Origin of the sequence: Paenibacillus sp. J14 (assembly GCF_000518465.1) — a bacterium.
GTDB lineage: Bacteria > Bacillota > Bacilli > Paenibacillales > Paenibacillaceae > Fontibacillus > Fontibacillus barengoltzii.
In genome coordinates this window covers 137,691-158,027 of the sequence record NZ_JADQ01000003.1, presented here as the reverse complement: position 1 = coordinate 158,027, position 20,337 = coordinate 137,691, and the positions used below count along the sequence as shown (strand labels likewise).

Sequence of the window (20,337 nt, the reverse complement as noted above, 5' to 3'; positions counted from 1 at the left end):
GGCGAATGCCGAGGAAAGGAATTAAATTTTCTTTATTCTCCTTTTAACTCTAGAAACTGGTAAATTCGCGATTTGTATTGCTCCATGCTCTCGCAGCAGCCATACATCCGGTTGGCAATCGTCTTTCCATTTCCGAAGAAGAAGCGTTCGAACTGGTTTTGTCTGCCTCCAAACGCTCCGCCGCCCAGCTCCCAGGCCAGTCTGAAAAGGGCGATGCGATCCTTGGCCGGGCTGGAAATCCCCTGTAAATAGGCATTGAGGTACGCTTCGTTCTCCGAAAAGAAGTCTGCCCCAAACGGGTTCATGATCAGCTGGCTGGCGCTAATCGTACGGATCAACCGCAGCGCTTCTTCATGCAGATCGGGAAATTGGATGCCTGCGGCGGTCAGGGGGGCCAGTGCTGGAACGAAGTAGCCGGATGAGGTGAATGTCCCGTCAGTCTCAGCCGCCACCCGTAATGCTTTTAGATTCTCCAGCATCGCCATGAGTTTGGTGATGGATTGGAGGAACGTAGGCTCGCTATCCGCATTCTGCTCCTCGGCTAACACTTGCAACAGCCCTAGGAAAAACTCCGTTTTCGCAATGTACCGTGTGAGGATCTGGTGACCAACGTACGCATGGAAGTGCCCTTCACGAAACAACCGATCGCACAGCTCCTCTTTCCCAAAGAAAAATACCCGATCCCGCGGTACGAGAACTCGATCAAAAATCACCATCGTATCCATTTCCTCAAATCGACTGGAGAGGGGATGATCATAACTTGAATCAAACGCATGGCTCTCTCGACATATAAAGGTAATTCCCTCCACATCATTAGGCACGGCAAAAGCGAACGCGCTGGGATTGACCTGCCCGTCTCCCAACATGAACGTTGGCGTGGGGAGGACGAGGATTTCCTCGCAGGTAGGTCCCTGGGTCGCCATCAGAAAAGCTCCGCTAACGACAAGACCTTCAGGTTGGATCTCCACCACCTTGGCGGCCAGGGATTCTTCATGATCCACCGGTCCGGACATTTTGCTGATCATCGGCTGCACGAAGGCATGGGATAACGTGATATCATGCTCCCGACAATATTCGTAATACGTGCGCAGATTCCGTCCATACTCTGGCATGGCGGCCTCCAACAAGGAGCAAGCCGTATAAAACGACATCAATGCCGTGTTCATATAGTCGGGGGAACGACCGAGGAATCCATGATGCAAACCGGCCCATATCTCGGACATCCTCCTTCTGCGAACTAAGTCATCGGGTGTGGTCGGCGGCAAAAATGAAAGACCCACTCGCTCCTCGGTGGTTGGTGACACATAAGTCATGATGTCTCGCAGGTCGTCCTCGCATTGCTTGTCGTACATCGCAGCCTGCGTCCGGATCAACCCCCGAAAGGCAGGGTGCTCGGATAACGGAACGCTGACACGTTCGCCGTTGTACCATAGCCGGATGCGCTTGCGGTTGATCCGTTCGATGTACTGTTTTCCGTTTTTGATGGGCATCGTCTTCCTTGTCCCCTTTACACGTAATGAGTGTGGTTTGTATATATAGGGCTTGCTGAACACTTAAAAAAAACAACAAAAACCGCATAACAACAAGGATTCTAAGGCCCATTTGTCGAAATCATATGCAAAGGAAATGTTTGAAAACCACCTAAAACCTTTGCAGATGGAGTGACGAAGATGTTTAAGCCGACCGCGCACCTCGATAATCAATTGATCCTGCCCGGCGATTTCTTTCTGCCCTTTGGCGGAAAGCTGGACGAGGACAATCGCTGGGTCCAGTTGGCGCGGTTGGTGCCGTGGGCGGAGGCTGAGAAAACATACGGTCAATTTTTCAAAGACACCTTTCGCGGCCAGCAAACGATCAGTCTTCGGATGGGGCTCGGTGCGCTCATCATTCAGGAGCGAATGCAACTGACCGACAGAGAAACGTTGGAGTCGATCAGCGAAAATCCTTACATGCAATACTTCATTGGTCTGCCTGGATTCGTCATGAAGCCACCGTTCCATCACTCCATGATGACGCATTTCCGCAAGCGTCTGACGGACGTGCTGGCAGAGTTGAATGAGATCGTCGCCACCGAAGGTGCGAAGGAAACGAAAGATGATGATGACAGCAACGACGCGACCGGCGGCGGTAAAGGCCAAGGGAAGCGCTCGAAGAAGCGCGCCTCTGATGAAGAAGTCGAGCAGCAAACCATGTTTGCACAATCGCAAGTCGCATCGTCAGAAGCAGCGTCTCCCGTGGAGTCGATGGCTACAGAGTCAGAGGTTCCTGAAACGAATAAACTTGTTTGCGAAGCGCATCCGAAATCGACCGCAGAATGGGAAGCCCCTGAGCAGCCGAATCAAGGGACCGTGCTGGTGGATGCCACCTGTGCGCCGGCGGATGTGGCGTATCCGACCGATCTGAATCTGTTGAATGAAGCGCGGGAGAAGCTCGAAGCGATCATCGATACGCTGCATGAGCCGGTCATCGGACAAATGGCGAAACCGCGCACGTACCGGGAAAAAGCGCGCAAACAGTTTCTGGCCGTTTCCAAGCAACGCAGACCGGGGCCGAAAGTGATTCGCAAAGCGATCAGGAGGCAACTCGGTTACGTTGGACGGAACCTCTCCATCATCGCCGAGCAAGCCAAGTCGCAACCGCTCACGCTACTTGGCCGCAAAGCCTATCGCGACCTGCTGGTGATTCACGAACTGTACCGTCAGCAGCTTCACATGTACAACGAGCGTTCCCACCAGATGGAAGACCGGGTCGTCAGCATTCATCAGCCGCATGTCAGGCCGATCGTGCGCGGGAAAGCCAAGGCGCGCGTCGAGTTCGGAGCCAAGATCGCGGTAAGCATGACGAAGGGCTACGCGTTCCTTGATCGGCTATCTTGGGATAACTTCAACGAGAGCACGACGCTCATGGACGTGATCGAGAAGTATCGCAGCCGCATGGGATTCTATCCGGCTGTCGTCCAAGCGGATCAGATCTACCGCACACGCGAAAACCGGAGATTCTGCAAACAGCATGGGATTCGGCTCAGCGGACCGGCACTGGGACGCAAGCCGAAAAACGGCCCGACAAGCGAAGATAGGCAAGTGGCCAAACAGGATACCGGAGAACGAAACGCAATCGAAGGCAAGTTCGGAGAAGGCAAGCGCAAGTACGGGCTTGGCTGTATTCGAGCACGCCTCGCAAAGACAAGTGAATCCGTGATTACGCTGCAACTTCTGGTGATGAACCTGGAGCGCAGGCTCCGCGTTCTTTTTTGCCTCATTTTTACGCTGCTATCTCGCAGTCGCCTAGCCATGAGTTTCGGTTAAAGAATCGTTCAGCAAGCCCTATATAGTGCAGGGAAGTTTAGGAATGTGCCTCCTAAAAAACACAGGATCTTGCGCGATTCGCAAGACCCTGTTTCATTTTCCGTTAACTGGTGAAGATGTGGTTTCCGATTTGAAGCTTCTGCGGACGCGACCATATCCATTTGCTTGTCGCTGTTTTTGGATTGAAATAATATAGCGAACCGTAGGACGGATCCCAACCTCTAACCGCATCCAGTGCAGCCAGATAGGCTGTGCGATCCGGCGTTAGCCAGATTTGCCCGTCGTCGACCGCCGTAAAGGCGCCCGGTTGAAACACAACCCCGTTGATCGTATCAGGGAATAATGACGATTGAATCCGATTCATAACGACGGCACCTACCGCCACTTGTCCAGTATATGGCTCACCTCGAGCTTCACTATAAATCACGCGAGCCAACAGATCCATTTCGGTTTGATTCAGAGAATATTTTCTCAGCGCCTTCCACGTTTGGGGCCCCGCCACACCATCTACCTGGAGCCCATAACGCGACTGGAACGTACGCACGGCTTGTTGCGTTTTTGTCCCGTAATATCCAGTAAGCTGCTCATTGAAAATGCCCAACGCCTTCAGTCGATATTGAAGATCCCAAACATCGCCGCTCGTGGAGCCCAGCTTCACCGTACCGGAGGCTGCGGCCGCTGGTGTTGGTGTTGCTCCGCCCAACAAGCCTGCCGAGAGCATGATCACCAAGAGTAAAAGGAATCCTCGGAATTTATTCATTTCGGGTGACCTCCTTTCCCTACAACATTGTAGGGAAGAGCGCAGGGCGGGACAACCTACAACTTTTGGCATTCAGCGGGAAGTCAGGGAAGGAGTGAGAATAAAAACCCCCTTCAAACCTTGAAGGGGAGAACCGGTTCCAACTAGCTGGAGCTGTGTCTTCTCGATTTGTAATAGCCGGAGCCCACGCCCCCTTTCTTTTCCCCGCATCCTAGACTTAAGTCTAGGTTGGATACAGACTATCGCAGGTTTTGGTCGTTCCGTCGTTTAGACTATTATAAAAGATAATGGTCTCGGAAGAAGACCCAAATAAGCCGAGGGATGCATGGATGACGATAATGAAGGCAAACACGGAACAAGTGGACAGGTGGTATCAACAGGCCGAGAGTCAAGCCGCACGTTACTTTGACGTATTGCAGGAACACATCCGTTCGAAGAGTTACGTGCCCAGACTGCTTGATGATTTCATAGGGTGGAAAAAAAGGCACCTTCCGCGTCAGAAATGGCTCCCGATCTGGCGACGCGGTGTCAAATCGCCCGAATCATCGGAAGGTTCCCGGTTTTTCGCATGGCTGGCCCGTGCAGGGAAGCTGGATGATTATTTGGAGCGTAGCGTTTCCTATATGTATTTGCGGGATCTCGGTCAGGATTTATCCGATCCCCGAACCCGTACCAAGATCCAACGCATGGTAGGAAGGTTGAAGAAGACGCTTGTCTCACCGGAAGAAGCAACAGGCGGAACCGGATTCTCGCAAGAGATGATGAGCCTCGCTTCCGTCTATCGCTGGGCGCAGCGAGAGGGCGTCGAGGAAGCGGTCATTTGGGTAATGGAGCGGTTGAAGGGGGTGCGAACCTATCTCCCACCGGAAATGAACGCCGAGGAAGCCGAGCGTAAGCTCATCAAAATCATCTTGGGCGTCGTCGTACACGTGATGGACGAAATGGATGATCAAACTGAGACAGGTTGTGCAGAACGTTCACGCCGGCTCGGAGAGGCAATCAAGCTGGGATATTATTACGGGCTGACCTACCCGTTTATTGATGATCTGCTTGATTCCGGAGCCTTAAATGCTGATGAGCAGGACCAATATTCGCGGATGATCCGCAAGACGATCCGAACGGGGATTGTCCCTGAGCTTGGGGAGTGGAGCGGTCGCCATCATGAGCTCGTTCGATATATTCATACGGAGCTTCGAGAAGCGTATGAGTTTATCCGTGGTTATCAGAATCCGGACACGCAGAACGTATTTTTCGAGCAATCCAATATCTTCTTTGAATCTCAAGACGCCGATCGCTGCAAGACATTGGATGATGCACATTATTCTAACGAGGAACTATACCTGCCTATCATATTAAAATCCGCCTCGTCACGATTGATCGTTCGTTCTGTGATTTCCGCTCCGAAAGATGAGGGGTTTGACCAGCGTGTCTTCTATTATGGCCTTTACAATCAGTTGGCTGACGATTTTGCAGATATGGCCGCTGATCTTGAAGCGGGTGCGGTCACCCCTTATACGTATTATTTGACCTACCGGCATGAACGACCGGATTTGATCAATCCGTTTGAGTTGTATTGGGTGGTCATTTCGCATTTGATCCACCATGTCTACCGTTCGGAACCCCAAACTCGCGAGATCATTTTGGCACGCGCCATTAATGGACTTAAACGATACCAAAGACGGGTTGGAGCGGACCGATTTCATGAAGTGATGGCGATATTTACGCTTGGACATCCGGAGCTGGAGGGGCTGATTCAGCTTCTGGTTCATCGTGCGGTGGATGTCGATTTCTACGACAAATGGCTGCGAGACCAACTGCTGATTACGATGCGAACGAGCCGGCAAGAGCAAGAAGCGTTTGCTGAGCTTGTTCAAATGGCTCGCAAGCACGTAAATGCGATATTGCCAATCCCTAGTGCCGCATCTTCTTCAAATAGAGAAGATCCCCTTCTGGTGGAGACGGCCAATTACAGTCTGGAAGGAAGCGGGAAACGGCTCCGACCGATCATCGCTTGGGTGATGGGCGTGCAGGTCTACGGACTAGATCCGGCTGCATTATCCCCGTTGTTCCGGGCGCTCGAATACATGCATACCGCTTCTCTCATCTTTGATGACTTGCCGTCTCAAGACAATTCTCCATCCCGCCGCGGCAAACCAACGCTGCATGAAGTGCATAACAGTGCCATTGCGGAGCTAACAGGCATCTTCTTAATTCAGAAGGCGGTGGAAGAGCAGGCATCCTTGAAAGGTTTTGACAATGAATCTGTGCTGGTATTGCTGCAATACCTATCCCGGAAAGCCGGAGAGATTTGCATGGGGCAAGCGATGGATTTAAACGCCAAAGGCAAAGTATTAACCGTAGAGGAGCTTGACCGCATTTGCTTCTACAAGACGGGGATTGCGTTTGAAGCCTGTCTGGTGGCGCCGGCCATATTGGCACGGGCGAACGAAACGGAAATCGCCGTTCTCAAGAAATTTGCTTATCACACTGGCATCGCTTTTCAAATCAAAGATGATCTGCTGGATGGGGAAGGGGATTCGCGTTTACTCGGCAAACCGACCGGGAAGGACATCGAAAACGGCAACTCGACTTATGTGACTGTGTTGGGGACGGCTGCGGCCAACAAAGCGATGTGGGAGCATTATTGTTTGGCGATGGAAGCGCTCCAGGAGCTTCCCGAACCTCCGTCTTTTCTTAAGCAATTACTGCATTACATCATGAACCGGAAAGCATAAGCCAGTTGTCATTAGAGCCATTTGCATTGCTGTCAAACCTTGAACTCCTATCCTCATTATGTTAAAATACGACTATCTTTAATGAGGGAGCTGAAACGGATGGATATTTCTTGCTAAGAAGATGGAACCGTGATGCGAGCGTCATTCTCATGGTTTATTTCTTATGCAAGAAAGATATCTCATCCTTTCACTCCAATCGTATATTCTGAATCCATCCCCCGATGGCAGGGGAGGATTTTTTGAATATTTTTGGGCTGCAGGAAAGGGTTCTTTCTTGCAGTCCATTTTTTTATGCAGGAGGGATGTTGTTCATGTCATTAATTCATGTGAACCATCTAACGTTTGCCTATGAGGGCAGTTACGATAACATTTTTGAGGATGTCAGCTTTCGTATCGATACCGATTGGAAGCTGGGGTTTACCGGGCGGAACGGGCGAGGGAAGACGACCTTTCTGCATTTGCTGCTCGGCAAATACGAATACAGCGGACAAATTTCCGCGGATGTCAGCTTCGATTACTTCCCGTTTGAGGTTAAGCATCCGGAGAAGCATACGCTGGATGTTGTAGAGGAAATTGTTCCGTACTATGAGCTGTGGGAGCTCATGCGTGAGCTTTCTTTGCTGCAGGTGTCGGATGATGTGCTGTACCGTCCTTTCGAAACCTTGTCCAATGGGGAGCAGACCAAGGTGATGCTTGCCGCCTTATTTTTGAAGGAGAATCACTTCCTGCTGATCGATGAACCTACGAATCATTTGGACATGGAAGCGCGAGAGCTTGTGGGGAATTATTTAAACCGCAAGAATGGGTTTATCCTGGTTTCTCATGACAGGGCTTTTCTGGATCGTTGTGTGGATCACATTCTGTCCATTAACAAGACGAACATTGAAATTCAGAAGGGCAATTTCTCCGATTGGTGGGAAAATAAAAGGCGCCAGGACAACTATGAGCTAGCCGAAAATGAAAAGTTGCAGAAAGACATCAAACGCCTGTCGGAAGCAGCCAAACGGACGAGCAACTGGTCGCATAAGGTGGAAAGCTTGAAAAATGGCACGCGAAATTCCGGCTCCAAGGTAGATAAGGGGTACATCGGTCATAAAGCGGCCAAGATGATGCAACGCTCCAAATCGATTGAACAACGACAACAGAATGCGATTGAGGAAAAGTCGAAGCTGCTCAAAAATATCGAAACCTCGGACAGTTTAAAAATCGCCCAGCTGCCTTACCATAAAACGCAGCTTGCCGAATTCGACCGTGTTTCGATCTACTACGGTGAGAACCAGGTGTGCCAAGAGATCAGCTTTACGATCGAACGAGGCGACCGCATTGTGCTGACGGGCCGCAACGGCTCCGGGAAATCAAGCATGCTGAAGCTGCTTTGCGGGGAGGACATCGCTTATTCCGGTACGGTACGCCTAGGAAGCCAATTGAAGATCTCCTATGTGTCCCAACAAACCTCGTGGCTGCAGGGGAATTTAACCGATTTTGCCAGAGAGCATGACATTGATGAAAGCTTGTTTAAGGCTATTTTGCGGAAATTAGACTTCTCCAGACTGCAGTTTGAGAAAGATATGGCGGATTACAGCGGGGGACAGAAGAAGAAGGTGCTCATCGCCAAAAGCCTCTGCGAAAAAGCGCATTTGCTGGTTTGGGACGAACCGCTGAATTTCATTGACGTCATCTCGCGCATGCAAATCGAAGACTTGCTGCTGAGCTATGAGCCGACGATCTTGTTTGTGGAGCATGACCGCGAGTTTTGCGAGCGGATTGCGACCAAACACGTACAACTCTAAAGAAACACTTTCAACCGCGTTCATCGCGGTTTTTTATTTAAAAATTTTCAAATTCCGAATTGTAATTTTAAGAACAATATCTTATTATCATATCTATGATAATGATTCTCATTATCAGAATTATCGCTGAATGGGAGGTGAAATTCTGAATACTACCGCTGCGAATCAAAAGATGGGGAGTCTCTATTACCCCTTTATCCTCCTATTACTCGTCTTAATCGGGGTGTCTGCGGTTTTTTCCGTATCCATTGGTCAAGTCCATATTCCATTTAAGCAAGCGATGACCATTATGCTGAACTTCTTGTCACACGGTCAATGGGGGTCGCTGGAGCATATCGATAACCAATCCTACCTGAACATTATTTTGCAAGTTAGGATGCCTCGTGTCATCTTTGCTCTTCTCATCGGCATGGGACTCGCCTTGTGCGGAGCCGTGATGCAGGCCGTGGTGCAAAACCCGCTCGCGGATCCATACATACTGGGCATCTCGTCCGGCGCTTCGCTGGGGGCCACATTCGCCATTCTAATCGGCTTTGGCAGCGGCGCGCTGTTGTCTCAGTTCGGCGTTGCTTTTGGTGCCTTTGTTGGTGCGATGATCGCGTCGATCGCCGTGCTGATTCTCTCCAGCATTGGAGGCAAAGCGACATCGGTGAAGCTCGTGTTATCCGGGGTCGTGCTCGGCGCATTGTGCAGCTCCTTCTCCAGCTTGATCATTTACATCGCCAACGATGCCGAAGGGATCAAGTCCGTGACCTTCTGGGCGATGGGCAGCTTGGCTTCCTCCAGTTGGGACAAAACACCGATCTTGGCAGTGATCGTGATTCTAGGCTGCGGGCTGTTCCTGTTTCAACACCGCGTGCTGAACACGATGCTGTTAGGCGACGAATCTGCGATAACGCTTGGGATCAACTTAAGCATCTTTCGCAAATTGTACATGATCTTAACTGCGTTAATTACGGGTACGATGGTCGCTTACGCGGGCATGATCGGATTCGTCGGGTTAATCATCCCGCATATCGCCCGTGGCCTATTTGGTGCGGACCACAAGCGATTGATGCCGGGGACGTTGCTTCTAGGCGCACTGTTCATGATATGGTCGGATATTTTGTCCAGAACGTTGATCCATAATGTGGAATTACCCATCGGGATCATCACGTCGGTAATCGGGTCGCCTTTATTTATCTATATGATCGTGAAAAAAGGTTACAATTTCGGAGGTTAAAGCATGGAATTGACCGCGAAACACTTGGAGATCAAGATCGGAAAAAGAGAAATCGTCAAAAATGTTTCAATCCACGTTAAAAACAAACAGTTTGTCGGACTAATTGGCCCCAATGGATGCGGTAAATCGACGCTGCTCAAAAGCATCTACAAGAGCTTGGTCCCGCAGAAAGGCACCATTTTTCTGAATGATATGGATGTATTAAAGACTTCAGAGAAAAAGGTATCACAACATTTAGGCGTGGTCGGTCAATTTAATGAGATGCATTTCGATCTAACGGTGCAGCAAATGGTGATGTTGGGCCGGACACCTCACAAAAAATTGCTGGAGTCGGATAAGCAAACGGATTACGAAATCGTAGACGATGCTTTAAGGAGAACGAATCTGCTCGATTACAAAAACCGCAGTTATTTATCGCTCTCTGGGGGCGAGAAGCAACGGGTTATTCTAGCTAGAACGATTGCGCAACAGCCCAAATTCATGATTTTGGATGAACCGACGAACCACTTGGATATTCGTTATCAGCTAGAGATTTTATCTTGTGTAAAATCGCTTGAAATCGGTGTGTTGGCAGCGCTGCACGACTTGGAAATGGCCGCGCATTATTGCGATTACCTGTACGCGATCAAGGACGGCGAGGTTTATGCGCACGGCAAGCCGGCAGAAGTCCTGACACCGGAAGTGATTGAATCACTTTATCACATCAAATGCCAGACCTATATCAATCCGATTACGAACGGATTAAGCTTCGCATATGGAATTTAGAGGGGAGAACAAAGGATGAAGAAGAGAGTATGGTTTGCCTTAAGTTTAACATTATTGCTGGCATTAACGGCTTGTGGTGGGGGAAACACGAGCACGGGCAGCACGAGTACAAGCAGCGGCTCGGCGTCCGCACAAAATCAAACTGAAAATCAAGCTCAAAACCAAGCTCAGAATCAAGAAGCAGCTGCCACGCAATATCCCTTAACGATCGTGAACTACACAAAAGCGGAAGGCGGTACGGAGTGGAAAGAGAAGGAGCAAGTCTTCGACAAAGCTCCTGAACGGATCATGGCAAACACAAGACCCACCGCTGAATTTCTGTTGCATTTAGGGTTAGGCGATAAAATTGTCGGGGTTGGCGCAAACTTCGGTGCACCGGACCCTGCAGTGGAAGAGGAATACAACAAACTGAATATTCTGAGCGATGGATACGTTGGGAAAGAAGTGACCCTGGGAACGGATCCGGATTTGGTCTTTGGGCGCGGCGGTTTGTTTGAGAACGCCGATTGGGGTGTCGGCACCGTTGACGTGTTAAATGATATGGGCATCAATACGTATGTCTTAGAGTCTTCGATTACCGGGGGGACCTATGAATCGGTCTACAAGGATATCGAGAATTTAGGGAAAATCTTCAATGTGCAGGATAAAGCCAATGCATTTATACAAGAATTAAAAGCAAGACAAGAAGTGATCAGCACCAAACTGGCGGGCATTACCGAGGAAAAAACCTTCGCTCTATTATTTATGAGTGATCCGAATGAAGTCAGCGTCTACGCCGCCCATGCGGAAAGCTTCTTTAACGATGCGTTCCATATGGTGAAGCTGGAGAACGTCTTCGAAAATAACAGCAGCGACGAGGTTAGTGTGGAATCGCTGATCGGGGCCGATCCGGACGTTCTGATCGTACCAGATTGGAGAACCTATGACGGATCGGATCCTAACACGCTCAAAGAGGCGCTGTATAACAATCCGAAATTGTCCAACATGAAAGCGATCAAGAACAAACAGATCTATGCAGTTGACTACAACTATATGTTTGGTTATGGTTACAACACGATTGATGGCATGGAGCAGTTGGCGAAAGAAATGTATCCGGATTTGTTTAAATAAAATATAGGGAGATGCAAAAAGAAGGCAATCCGCATTTGCGGTTTGCCTTCTTTATTCTTGGTATATTACGCTTCAACCTTTTCCATTTTGGCTGCTTTGGCAACTTTTTTGACGTGGATTTTCTTCATCACGAAACGGGCGATCGGTTGAGCAATCAACATCTCAATCCAGAAAGCGATGCAGAAGTTTTTAGGCCAATGATGAAAGAACCCTTGGATCGGATCGAGACTGATATGACGTTGTCCAACCCACGATCCAATGACCGTCAAGCAGATCGACAATACAGAGACACTGAAGAAAATATTAAACAACGTTTTCGCATTAAAGCTGTCCGTCGGTTTCGTAAATTTAGCCATCAGTTTGCCTACAAGAGGTTTTGCTACAAAGTTGACCAAACACAGCACAATTATCCACATCAACGGGAGGATTTGCAGCGTCTTCAGGTAATTTGTCTTCGAGAACCCCATTTCAAACCCCATAATCAGCGGAGCGATGGTGTTGACCGAGATAATCGATACGATCAACATGTAAATTAGGCCTTCCTTTGCGTTCCAAGGTACTCTTATTTCATTAGGCATGGTTTCATCTCCCAAATCTCAAGTATTTCAGATGGCAGACGAGCAGATTTTGCACAAAAAAACGCACAGCCACCTCAGATGGCCCTGCGTTTTTGCTGCACACTGATACAAATATTTTAGCATTTTGTGAATGGATGATCAATGTTCAATTTTGTATCGTAGTTCTAAAACTCGATAATCGCAGCGTGGAGGCCATCAAAATGAAAAAACCGATGATTGGTGTATTGCCCTTATATGATGAACACAAAGAGAGTTATTGGATGCTCCCCGGTTATATGAAAGGTATCGAAGTGAGCGGCGGAATCCCCGTCATGTTGCCCCTAACGACAGACTCCGAGATCCTCTGGAACCTGGCCCAAACGATGGACGGCTTTCTTTTCACTGGAGGTCATGACGTAAATCCCGAGCTTTATCACGAAGAAACCATGGAGGTTTGCGGAACCCTCTGCAAAGACCGAGATACCATGGAATCCGTTCTATTTCAACATGTTCTTCAAATGGACAAGCCGGCATTTGGGATATGCCGCGGATTGCAGTTGTTTAATGTCCTGCTGGGAGGCGCGTTATACCAAGATCTTCCGTTGCAGTTTCAGCCCGAGACCCGTTCCTCGATTGTACATAAGCAAAAGCCGCCGTATTCTCAGCCCGTCCACCAGTTGAAATTGGCGGAAGGCACGCAGCTTCACCAAATTCTCCAGACGGATTCGCTGCGAGTCAACAGCTACCATCACCAAGGGATTAAAGAGCTGGCGAAGCCGCTGGTTGCCGCAGCAACAGCGGAAGACGGTTTAATTGAGGCGGTGGTGATGCCAAATCAACGCTTTATGATAGCGGTACAGTGGCATCCTGAATTTATGTATCAGGAAGATGAACCTAGCTTTAAACTATTTACAGCGTTTGTGAAAGCTTGTCAGGGAGAAAGATAAGTTCGTTTCGTCAGACTTAAACCAATGTACCGTGGCGTACACAGCTGACATAGCGTGTCGTGATTGCGATCAGGAAAGAGGATTTAGTATAATGTTCGTATTCTTGTAAATTCCAAAATTATCTAATCCTCGTAAAGGCAGGTGCATGCCATGAAATTTAGTGAATACCGATATGAACGGCCCGATGTCCAAGCTTTCCAACAGAGATTTAAGGAGCTTCTTCAAGGATTTGCAAGTGCGGAGTCTTACGAAGAGCAAGACCGGATCATGCGGGAAATCAATCAACTTCGCAGCGGCTTCGATACGATGCAGGAGATCGCCGGTGTTCGGCACACGATCAATACGAACGATGAGTTCTATAAAGCGGAACAGGACTTCTATGATGAAGCAGGCCCGGTTGTACAGGAATCGATTACAGACTACTACCGGGCCTTAGTTCACTCAAAATTCCGTGCCCAACTGGAGCAAAAATGGGGGCGTCAGCTGTTCCGGCTGGCCGAGCTGTCGTTAAAGACGTTTAGCCCTGAAGTCATCGAGGATCTGCAGCGGGAAAACAAACTGACCACCGAATACGCCAAACTGATCGCCTCCGCGAAAATCCCGTTTGAAGGGGAAGAACGCAACCTTTCCCAACTGATTCCGTTCCAGCAATCCACGGACCGAGAGGTTCGCAAGCGTGCAGCCGAAGCGGCGTACGGTTTCTTGGCCGAGCATGAGGATGAGCTTGACCGGATCTATGACGAGTTGGTGCAAGTACGGACCAAGATCGCCAAGAAGCTGGGATTCCGCAACTTTGTAGAGCTTGCATATGCCCGGTTATCGCGGACGGATTACGATGCCGAGAAGGTTGCGAACTTCCGAAGCCAGGTGCTCAAGCATATTGTGCCGGTTGCCACCAAGCTGAAGGAACGGCAAAAGCAGCGGATCGGCGTGGACCAGCTGCTGTACTATGATGAGAGCTTTGCTTTTAAATCCGGGAATGCAGTGCCGAAGGGCGATCCGGACTGGATTGTGAAGAACGGGGCGAAGATGTATCGCGAGTTGTCTCCGGAGACCGATGAATTCTTCACCTTCCTGACGGAAAATGGGTTGATGGATCTGGTCGCCAAGCAAGGGAAACGGGCCGGCGGGTACTGTACTTTTATTAGCGATTATAAGGCACCGTTTATTTTCTCCAACTTCAACGGCACATCCGGCGATATCGATGTGTTGACACATGAAGCGGGGCATGCATTTCAAATGTACGAGAGCCGCGGCTTTGAGGTGCCGGAGTATCAATTCCCAACGCTGGAAGCCTGCGAAATTCATTCGATGAGCATGGAATTTTTCACCTGGCCTTGGATGGATTTATTCTTTGAAGAACAAGTCGATAAGTACCGGTTCGATCACTTGGCAAGTGCCGTCATCTTCATTCCTTACGGCGTGGCGGTCGATGAATTCCAGCATTACGTGTATGAGCATCCGGAGGCAACGCCGGCGGAACGCAAGCAAGCTTGGCGGGAAATTGAGCGCAAGTACGTTCCTTACCGAAACTATGCGGATAACGCCTATTTGGAACGGGGCGGATTTTGGCATAAACAAGGACATATCTTCAATTCGCCGTTTTATTATATCGATTATACCCTGGCGCAGATTTGCGCGTTTCAGTTCTGGAAGAAGATGCATGAAGACCGCGAAGCGGCGTGGGCTGACTATTTGCGCTTATGCCAGCAAGGCGGCAGTCAATCCTTTACGGAGCTGGTTCAAACGGCCGGCTTGATTTCTCCGTTTGAAGACGGTTGCGTCACCTCGGTGATCGGCAGCATTGAAGCGTGGCTGGACGGGGTGGACGATAGCGCACTCTAATAAATTACCTATTCGACGTTTGCAAACGATTTGATTTGCAGACGTCTTTTTCTTTGAGAGATAATAAAGCAGATAAGACTTCATCGCCTGGAGGAATGAACGATGGATTATGTGAAACTAGGGAATACAGGATTAGACGTATCCCGAATTTGCCTGGGTTGTATGAGCTTTGGTGAAGTGGTGCCGGGATGGCATTCCTGGGTGATGGATGAAGAGAAGGCGCGCCCGATCATCCGAAGAGCGCTTGAGCTGGGCATCAATTTCTTTGATACAGCCAACGTGTACGCAGCGGGGACCAGCGAAGCGATCACAGGGCGCATTCTTAAGGAGTTTGCGAACCGTGACGAGATTGTCCTCGCAACCAAAGTATGGGGACGCATGCATCCGGGGCCAAACGGGGCCGGGTTATCGCGGAAAGCTATTTTAAGTGAAATCGACAAAAGCTTGAAACGGTTGGGTACCGATTATGTGGATCTTTATATTATCCATCGCTGGGATTACAACACGCCAATCGAAGAAACGATGGAAGCCCTGCACGATGTGGTGAAGGCGGGGAAAGCCCGGTATATCGGTGCTTCTGCCATGTATGCCTGGCAGTTCCAGAAGGCCCAGCATATTGCGGAGAAGAACGGTTGGACCCGGTTTGTTTCTATGCAAAACCACTACAACTTGATTTATCGGGAAGAGGAGAGGGAGATGGTGCCGCTCTGCCAAGATCAAAATATCGCCCTAACGCCTTACAGCCCGCTTGCTTCCGGACGTTTGATTCGCGATGCCTCGGTCACCACCCAACGCTCGGAAACCGATGTGATTCAAAAATCCAAGTATGATTCCACCGCAGCGGCGGATCGCTTTATTATTGTGCGTGTAGCAGAGCTGGCGGAAAAACGCGGTGTTCCTCGAGTACATATTGCGCTGGCCTGGCTGCTGCAGAAGGAACAGGTCGCTGCACCCATCGTAGGCGCAACGAAAGTATCGCATTTGGAAGATGCAGTGGGGGCGTTATCGGTCAAACTCAGCGAAGAGGAAATGGCCTATCTCGAAGAACCGTACGTACCGCATCCGGTGGTGGGGGCTGAGTAAGGGTCATCTCGCCGGATCGTACAGTTTACGCAAGCGATACGCGTTCATCGCGAATTCACGCAGCTCTTCCAGGATGGTGTAGTTCGCCCAAGCGCCCGCAAGCGCTCCAATCCCAGGCACCATCTGGAGCATTTTCCGGAAGTCGATTGCATCGCGATATTCAATCTGAAAGGTCTCCCAGTCCAATGTGTTGGCATATGGGGTATCGCTTGCCCATTGCTCTTGTTCGATATGCCACTGCTTGATGGAGTGTAGGATCTTAGCACGGTTATGCGGGCTGGCGAACGTCATTTGAAATACTTTGAGAATAAACACACGTTCGGAAAATACTTTCGTGTCATATCCATAGACATGAGCCAGTTCGAAAAGAAATTTCATTTTTATGGCAATGAATGCCGGAAAATCTACCGCATTCAGCACTAGACCGCCAGCTCCGGTTCCTGCGCCTTCGGCTACCGCAATTTTTTGATATAAGCGAAACAGTTGGTTCGCTTCTTGATCCGCGGTTTCCAGTTTAATTCCGCGCTGGACCGGACGCTTTGGCGTATATTCCGCCCCAAATAGCGCCGTGCGCACGATGGTGCGTATGGTGGTCGTAATGATCTGGTGCATTTTCGGCGGGATCAGTTGATTCACTCGCTGACTGATGGACTTTGACGTTTTCTCTAACCATCCCGCCGGCTTAAACATGTTGTGCTCCCATACGGCGATTTCCTTCCGCACCTGCTGTTCGTAACTCACCCAATCGCCCCCTTCAAAAGATCTCAGTTATGTTTAGTGTATCGAAGATCATCTTGAAATTGTATGGACCGAAGGCGGTTTGGGTTCCTTGACTTTAGTCCAGGATATCAAGGTGATTTTTTAGGGGGTAATGATAATAAGCCTAGGCATCCGTAATGTCATAACGGGCACGCCCCGTCTCTACTGATATGGTGTGACCGTCGATATGGGCTTGCTTCAACTCTTTTACCGGAATGAGATACGTATCCTGGGGAAGAGGAACCTCCGTGCCGCCAGGTTGGATGATCCAACCTTCACCCCGCAAATACAAGACAGGCCCGCCGGTATAATCATCAAACATATGGCTGTGATCGTCATGGATCCCTTTCTGTTCTAATTTCAGTTTGATCTCGTCGAGATCGCCTTGTTCTAGCTTGCGGATATGCAAATTGCCGCCGATATGCGCCTCAAGCCAATCCATCACAGGTTGAAGCTGCTCATTCATCTGCATCGGCTTCCTTTCGTTTGCTGTTTGCGTTTGACATGAGGGGGCCGCAGGATCCCTGAAAACCATCATTCATTTTCAGATCATTCAAGTGTTCGCGCATGTCTTCATCCCCCGGCAGATCCGCTGCCAGTTGGACCATTGGCGGACGAAACTCCACATGCCCGCGTTTGCCGGCTTTGCTCATCTTATTTGCACTCCTTCCACCATCTATAAAGGATAATACGGAATGTACGTAGTATGACCTTTGGTTGCCGAGCTTATCCTTTGTCTTTTTCCAGCAGTTTCAACAACGGACGTAACGCAACTATACAAACAACGGAAGCGTCTAACCTTTTACAAGACAACTAGAGAGGTAGACAGATGAAACTTAAAATGATGACGATGGTAGGTGCTGTTCTCAGCTCCATGTTTATTTTGGCAGGGAGTGCTGCAGCTGAAGAACGGTTTTCGGATCTCCAGCATGTGAAATGGGCGGAAGACAGCATTACCTATATGGCGGACAGGGGAACTGTTGCTGGAGTTGGAAATGGGAAGTTTGCACCAGAGAAACCAGTGACTCGGGCGCAGGCCGTAACTTTTCTCGTAAGAGAGCTGTATCCGGAGCAACTGCAATCCGGGGCGGTAAGCCCAAGTTATACGGATGTACAATCAACCCATCCTTTTTATCATGAAATTGGCATTGCCAAGCACTATGGGCTGGCCAGCGGGTTTCCCGATGGTTCCTTCCATCCAGATGCAGCGATGAGTCGTGCGGAGACCGCTGCATTTTTAACTCGCGCATATGCGCTTACGACAGGGGGGATGTCGGTTAGCTTAACAGATGTTCAGCACCATTGGGCGGCTGAGCCCATTCAACTCATGAGCTCCAATGGACTGATCGGCGGGTATACCGATGGCACGTATCGGCCAGATCGTTCCGTTACGCGGGCAGAGTTTTCGGTGTTTCTCGCCCGGGTGATTCGCTTTGAACGTGAAGCGGCCATCGCGTTGCAGGACTGGGACAAGTTGATCTCCTATATGACATTGAGCGAACAAGTGGGCCAAATGTTGATGCCTGACATCCGTCAATGGAATGGCCAAGCGACCACTACTGTAAATGAAGGATTAAAACGCACCGTTCAGGACTTGGATTTGGGCGGGATGATTCTTTTTGATAAAAACATCGTGAATGCCCGTCAGGTCGTGCAGCTCACCCATGATCTGCAAAAAGAAGCCGGAGAACTTCCGCTCTTTCTTGGCATTGACCAGGAAGGCGGCGTGATTAAGCGCATCCCCGGGGGGACGAATCTGCCAGGTCAGATGGCGCTGGGCGCATCCGGAGATCCGATACTGGCTAAAGCGGCGGGAAAGCTCACAGGGGAGGAGTTGCGGGCGCTGGGATTGCAGGTCAATTTTGCTCCGGTCCTCGATGTGAACAGTAATCCAGATAATCCCATCATCGGGATGCGTTCCTTTAGTGCGGACGCGGATTTGGTATCACGACTTGGTCTCGACACGATTCAAGGGCTGCGTCAAGCTGGGGTGATCGCAGCTGTGAAGCATTTTCCAGGGCATGGGGATACGACCGTGGACTCCCATTTGGGCTTGCCCGTCTTGACGCATAACCGGGAGCGGCTTGATGCGGTGGAGCTGAAGCCGTTTCGGACCGCGATTGAAGGCGGTGTGGAGATGATCATGACCGCACATATCGCCTTTCCGGCGATTGAGAATGAGCATGTGAGAAAAGCAAGCGGTTGAACGAGCTGTTAATGCGGGCGTTGATATTATTCTGATGCCGCAGGATCCGGAAGCTGCCCATGAAACGCTGGTTCAAGCAGTGAAGAAGGGGCGGATTCCGGTGGAAACGATCCACAAGTCAGTGAAACGTATCTTGGAGTTGAAAGCGAAATACGGATTATTTGATGAAGAGGATCCCCTTACTCAGAAGTTCAGCGCGCTCAAAACGATTGGTTCTGAGGAACATCGGGCGGTAGAGCGGGAAATTGCAGAGCGAGCAGTCACGGTCCTCGCCAGCCGTGATGGTGCAAATCCTGATTCCATTCAACCAAGTGACAGGGTTGTTATTGCGGCATCCGATCAGGAGCAAGCGGAGCAGCTCCAAAGACAGCTGACCCAAGCTGCCGGCAACCTGTCGCTAAAAACGGAGATTGCCGTGATGAGTCAAGGCAATACATCAGGGGCGCTTCAGACGATAGAGCAAGCGGATTATGTCATCTTAGCCTCCTATCAGTTCCGTAACGTAGCTAGTGAGTTCGGATGGTCCGATATTCAAACGGTGGTTGATACGCTAAACAAGGCAAATAAGCGGTACGTGCTGTTATCCCTTGGCAATCCGTACGAAACGATGTATGTGCAGAATGTGCGCTCAGCGCTTGCCGTTTACGGAACACAAGAGCCCAACACCCAAGCGGCGATCCAGGTGCTGCTTGGTCAGTTAAAGGCAGAGGGAGTCTTGCCATTGGGCGCGCAATCGAGGCAAAAATGAAAAATATAAGAAATGAAAAGAAAGAGATAATTTATTTTCTACCCTCGGTCGATATAAATCATAGAGAAAAAATTTTGTGGAGAGGGAAATCATTAACATGGCAGAGCACAAGGATCAGGAGAATGAAATCAAATCCAAGGAAAAATATACCACAACCCTGGAAATCACCTCCTTATCTGGGGAGCGAACCTTTCGACAAATCTCCTTCTTTAAAGAGGTTGGACAAGCTCCAAACATGGGAGACTTTATCCATCTCATCAAAACAGAGCTAGGGGAAGAAGTTGAAATCAGAGATTTAGCTCCCTACTGGGTGTTCAAAACCGTACTTGGGCATCCTACGAACATCAAAAATATTCGCGTCGTGCGAACGATGAAGGATAATACTTTTCAGAAGGTGACCTTGCTTTGAGATAGATTGAGGATGGATAACCCGTGCATGTGCGCGGGTTATTTTGTTTTTCCAGCCGCAACAACAAACTCCTTAAAAATAAGGAGTCAAACATAA

General features: G+C 49.6%; 18 protein-coding genes. 12 read left to right on the top strand and 6 right to left on the bottom strand.

All coding sequences use genetic code 11. The features are described from left to right. Positions 1-32: 32 nt before the first annotated feature. Positions 33-1,490, bottom strand: coding sequence for a 4-hydroxyphenylacetate 3-hydroxylase family protein (locus M891_RS0102175; RefSeq protein WP_028537655.1), 1,458 nt, complete (start codon positions 1,488-1,490; stop codon positions 33-35). A 180-nt stretch (positions 1,491-1,670) separates the two neighbouring features. Here M891_RS0102175 and M891_RS0102170 point away from each other — a divergent pair, with 180 nt between their 5' ends. After that, positions 1,671-3,305 (top strand): IS5-like element ISPaen2 family transposase, encoded by a 1,635-nt coding sequence (locus tag M891_RS0102170; protein ID WP_009225464.1) that lies wholly within the window; start codon positions 1,671-1,673, stop codon positions 3,303-3,305. A 103-nt stretch (positions 3,306-3,408) separates the two neighbouring features. Here M891_RS0102170 and sleB read toward each other — a convergent pair whose 3' ends face one another. Continuing rightward, positions 3,409-4,065 carry a spore cortex-lytic enzyme gene (gene sleB, locus M891_RS0102165; protein WP_016312160.1) on the bottom strand — a complete coding sequence of 219 codons (657 nt, stop codon included), beginning with the start codon at positions 4,063-4,065 and terminating at the stop codon, positions 3,409-3,411. Positions 4,066-4,394: 329 nt separating this feature from the next. Between sleB and M891_RS0102160 the strand changes: the two genes are divergently transcribed. From M891_RS0102160 to M891_RS0102140, 5 genes are all read left to right on the top strand, one after another. Then, positions 4,395-6,800, top strand: coding sequence for a polyprenyl synthetase family protein (locus M891_RS0102160; RefSeq protein WP_157268741.1), 2,406 nt, complete (start codon positions 4,395-4,397; stop codon positions 6,798-6,800). 311 nt (positions 6,801-7,111) lie between these two features. Beyond that, positions 7,112-8,590 carry an Lsa family ABC-F type ribosomal protection protein gene (locus M891_RS0102155; RefSeq protein ID WP_028537653.1) on the top strand — a complete coding sequence of 493 codons (1,479 nt, stop codon included), beginning with the start codon at positions 7,112-7,114 and terminating at the stop codon, positions 8,588-8,590. Between the two features lie 130 nt (positions 8,591-8,720). Next, complete coding sequence (locus tag M891_RS0102150) at positions 8,721-9,812, top strand: FecCD family ABC transporter permease (RefSeq protein WP_232228266.1); 1,092 nt, start codon at positions 8,721-8,723, stop codon at positions 9,810-9,812. Positions 9,813-9,815: 3 nt separating this feature from the next. Continuing rightward, positions 9,816-10,577 carry an ABC transporter ATP-binding protein gene (locus tag M891_RS0102145; protein WP_028537651.1) on the top strand — a complete coding sequence of 254 codons (762 nt, stop codon included), beginning with the start codon at positions 9,816-9,818 and terminating at the stop codon, positions 10,575-10,577. Positions 10,578-10,592: 15 nt separating this feature from the next. After that, entirely contained in the window at positions 10,593-11,687 is a 1,095-nt protein-coding gene (locus M891_RS0102140; protein ID WP_028537650.1) for an ABC transporter substrate-binding protein, read from the top strand. A gap of 65 nt (positions 11,688-11,752) precedes the next feature. On the opposite strand, the gene M891_RS0102135 is transcribed toward M891_RS0102140, so the two are convergent. Beyond that, complete coding sequence (locus M891_RS0102135) at positions 11,753-12,214, bottom strand: hypothetical protein (RefSeq protein ID WP_232228265.1); 462 nt, start codon at positions 12,212-12,214, stop codon at positions 11,753-11,755. A 251-nt stretch (positions 12,215-12,465) separates the two neighbouring features. Here M891_RS0102135 and M891_RS0102130 point away from each other — a divergent pair, with 251 nt between their 5' ends. The 3 genes from M891_RS0102130 (at position 12,466) to M891_RS0102120 (ending at position 16,119) form a co-directional block, all read left to right on the top strand. Then, entirely contained in the window at positions 12,466-13,191 is a 726-nt protein-coding gene (locus M891_RS0102130; protein ID WP_028537648.1) for a gamma-glutamyl-gamma-aminobutyrate hydrolase family protein, read from the top strand. A gap of 150 nt (positions 13,192-13,341) precedes the next feature. Further along, entirely contained in the window at positions 13,342-15,036 is a 1,695-nt protein-coding gene (locus M891_RS0102125; protein WP_028537647.1) for a M3 family oligoendopeptidase, read from the top strand. A gap of 102 nt (positions 15,037-15,138) precedes the next feature. Beyond that, complete coding sequence (locus M891_RS0102120) at positions 15,139-16,119, top strand: aldo/keto reductase (RefSeq protein ID WP_028537646.1); 981 nt, start codon at positions 15,139-15,141, stop codon at positions 16,117-16,119. Between the two features lie 3 nt (positions 16,120-16,122). On the opposite strand, the gene M891_RS0102115 is transcribed toward M891_RS0102120, so the two are convergent. The 3 genes from M891_RS0102115 to M891_RS0102105 all read right to left on the bottom strand — a co-directional run bounded on the left by M891_RS0102115 (position 16,123) and on the right by M891_RS0102105 (position 17,531). Then, positions 16,123-16,860: an EcsC family protein gene (locus tag M891_RS0102115; protein WP_028537645.1), complete on the bottom strand. Its 738-nt coding sequence runs from the start codon at positions 16,858-16,860 to the stop codon at positions 16,123-16,125. Between the two features lie 142 nt (positions 16,861-17,002). Beyond that, positions 17,003-17,344 (bottom strand): hypothetical protein, encoded by a 342-nt coding sequence (locus M891_RS23165; RefSeq protein ID WP_051134907.1) that lies wholly within the window; start codon positions 17,342-17,344, stop codon positions 17,003-17,005. Beyond that, the gene (locus M891_RS0102105) at positions 17,337-17,531 is read right to left on the bottom strand and encodes a hypothetical protein (RefSeq protein WP_028537644.1); all 195 of its coding nucleotides are present in this window, start codon (positions 17,529-17,531) and stop codon (positions 17,337-17,339) included. Before M891_RS0102105 ends, M891_RS23165 begins: the two co-directional genes overlap by 8 nt. A 176-nt stretch (positions 17,532-17,707) precedes the next feature. On the opposite strand from M891_RS0102105, the gene M891_RS25975 reads away from it, so the two are divergent. The 3 genes from M891_RS25975 (at position 17,708) to M891_RS0102090 (ending at position 20,241) form a co-directional block, all read left to right on the top strand. Beyond that, the gene (locus M891_RS25975; RefSeq protein ID WP_028537643.1) at positions 17,708-19,084 is read left to right on the top strand and encodes a glycoside hydrolase family 3 N-terminal domain-containing protein; all 1,377 of its coding nucleotides are present in this window, start codon (positions 17,708-17,710) and stop codon (positions 19,082-19,084) included. A gap of 34 nt (positions 19,085-19,118) precedes the next feature. Then, positions 19,119-19,832, top strand: a complete 714-nt coding sequence (locus M891_RS25970; RefSeq protein WP_028537642.1) for a hypothetical protein — start codon at positions 19,119-19,121, stop codon at positions 19,830-19,832. 97 nt (positions 19,833-19,929) lie between these two features. After that, positions 19,930-20,241: a hypothetical protein gene (locus M891_RS0102090; protein WP_028537641.1), complete on the top strand. Its 312-nt coding sequence runs from the start codon at positions 19,930-19,932 to the stop codon at positions 20,239-20,241. The last annotated feature ends 96 nt before the right edge of the window (positions 20,242-20,337 follow it).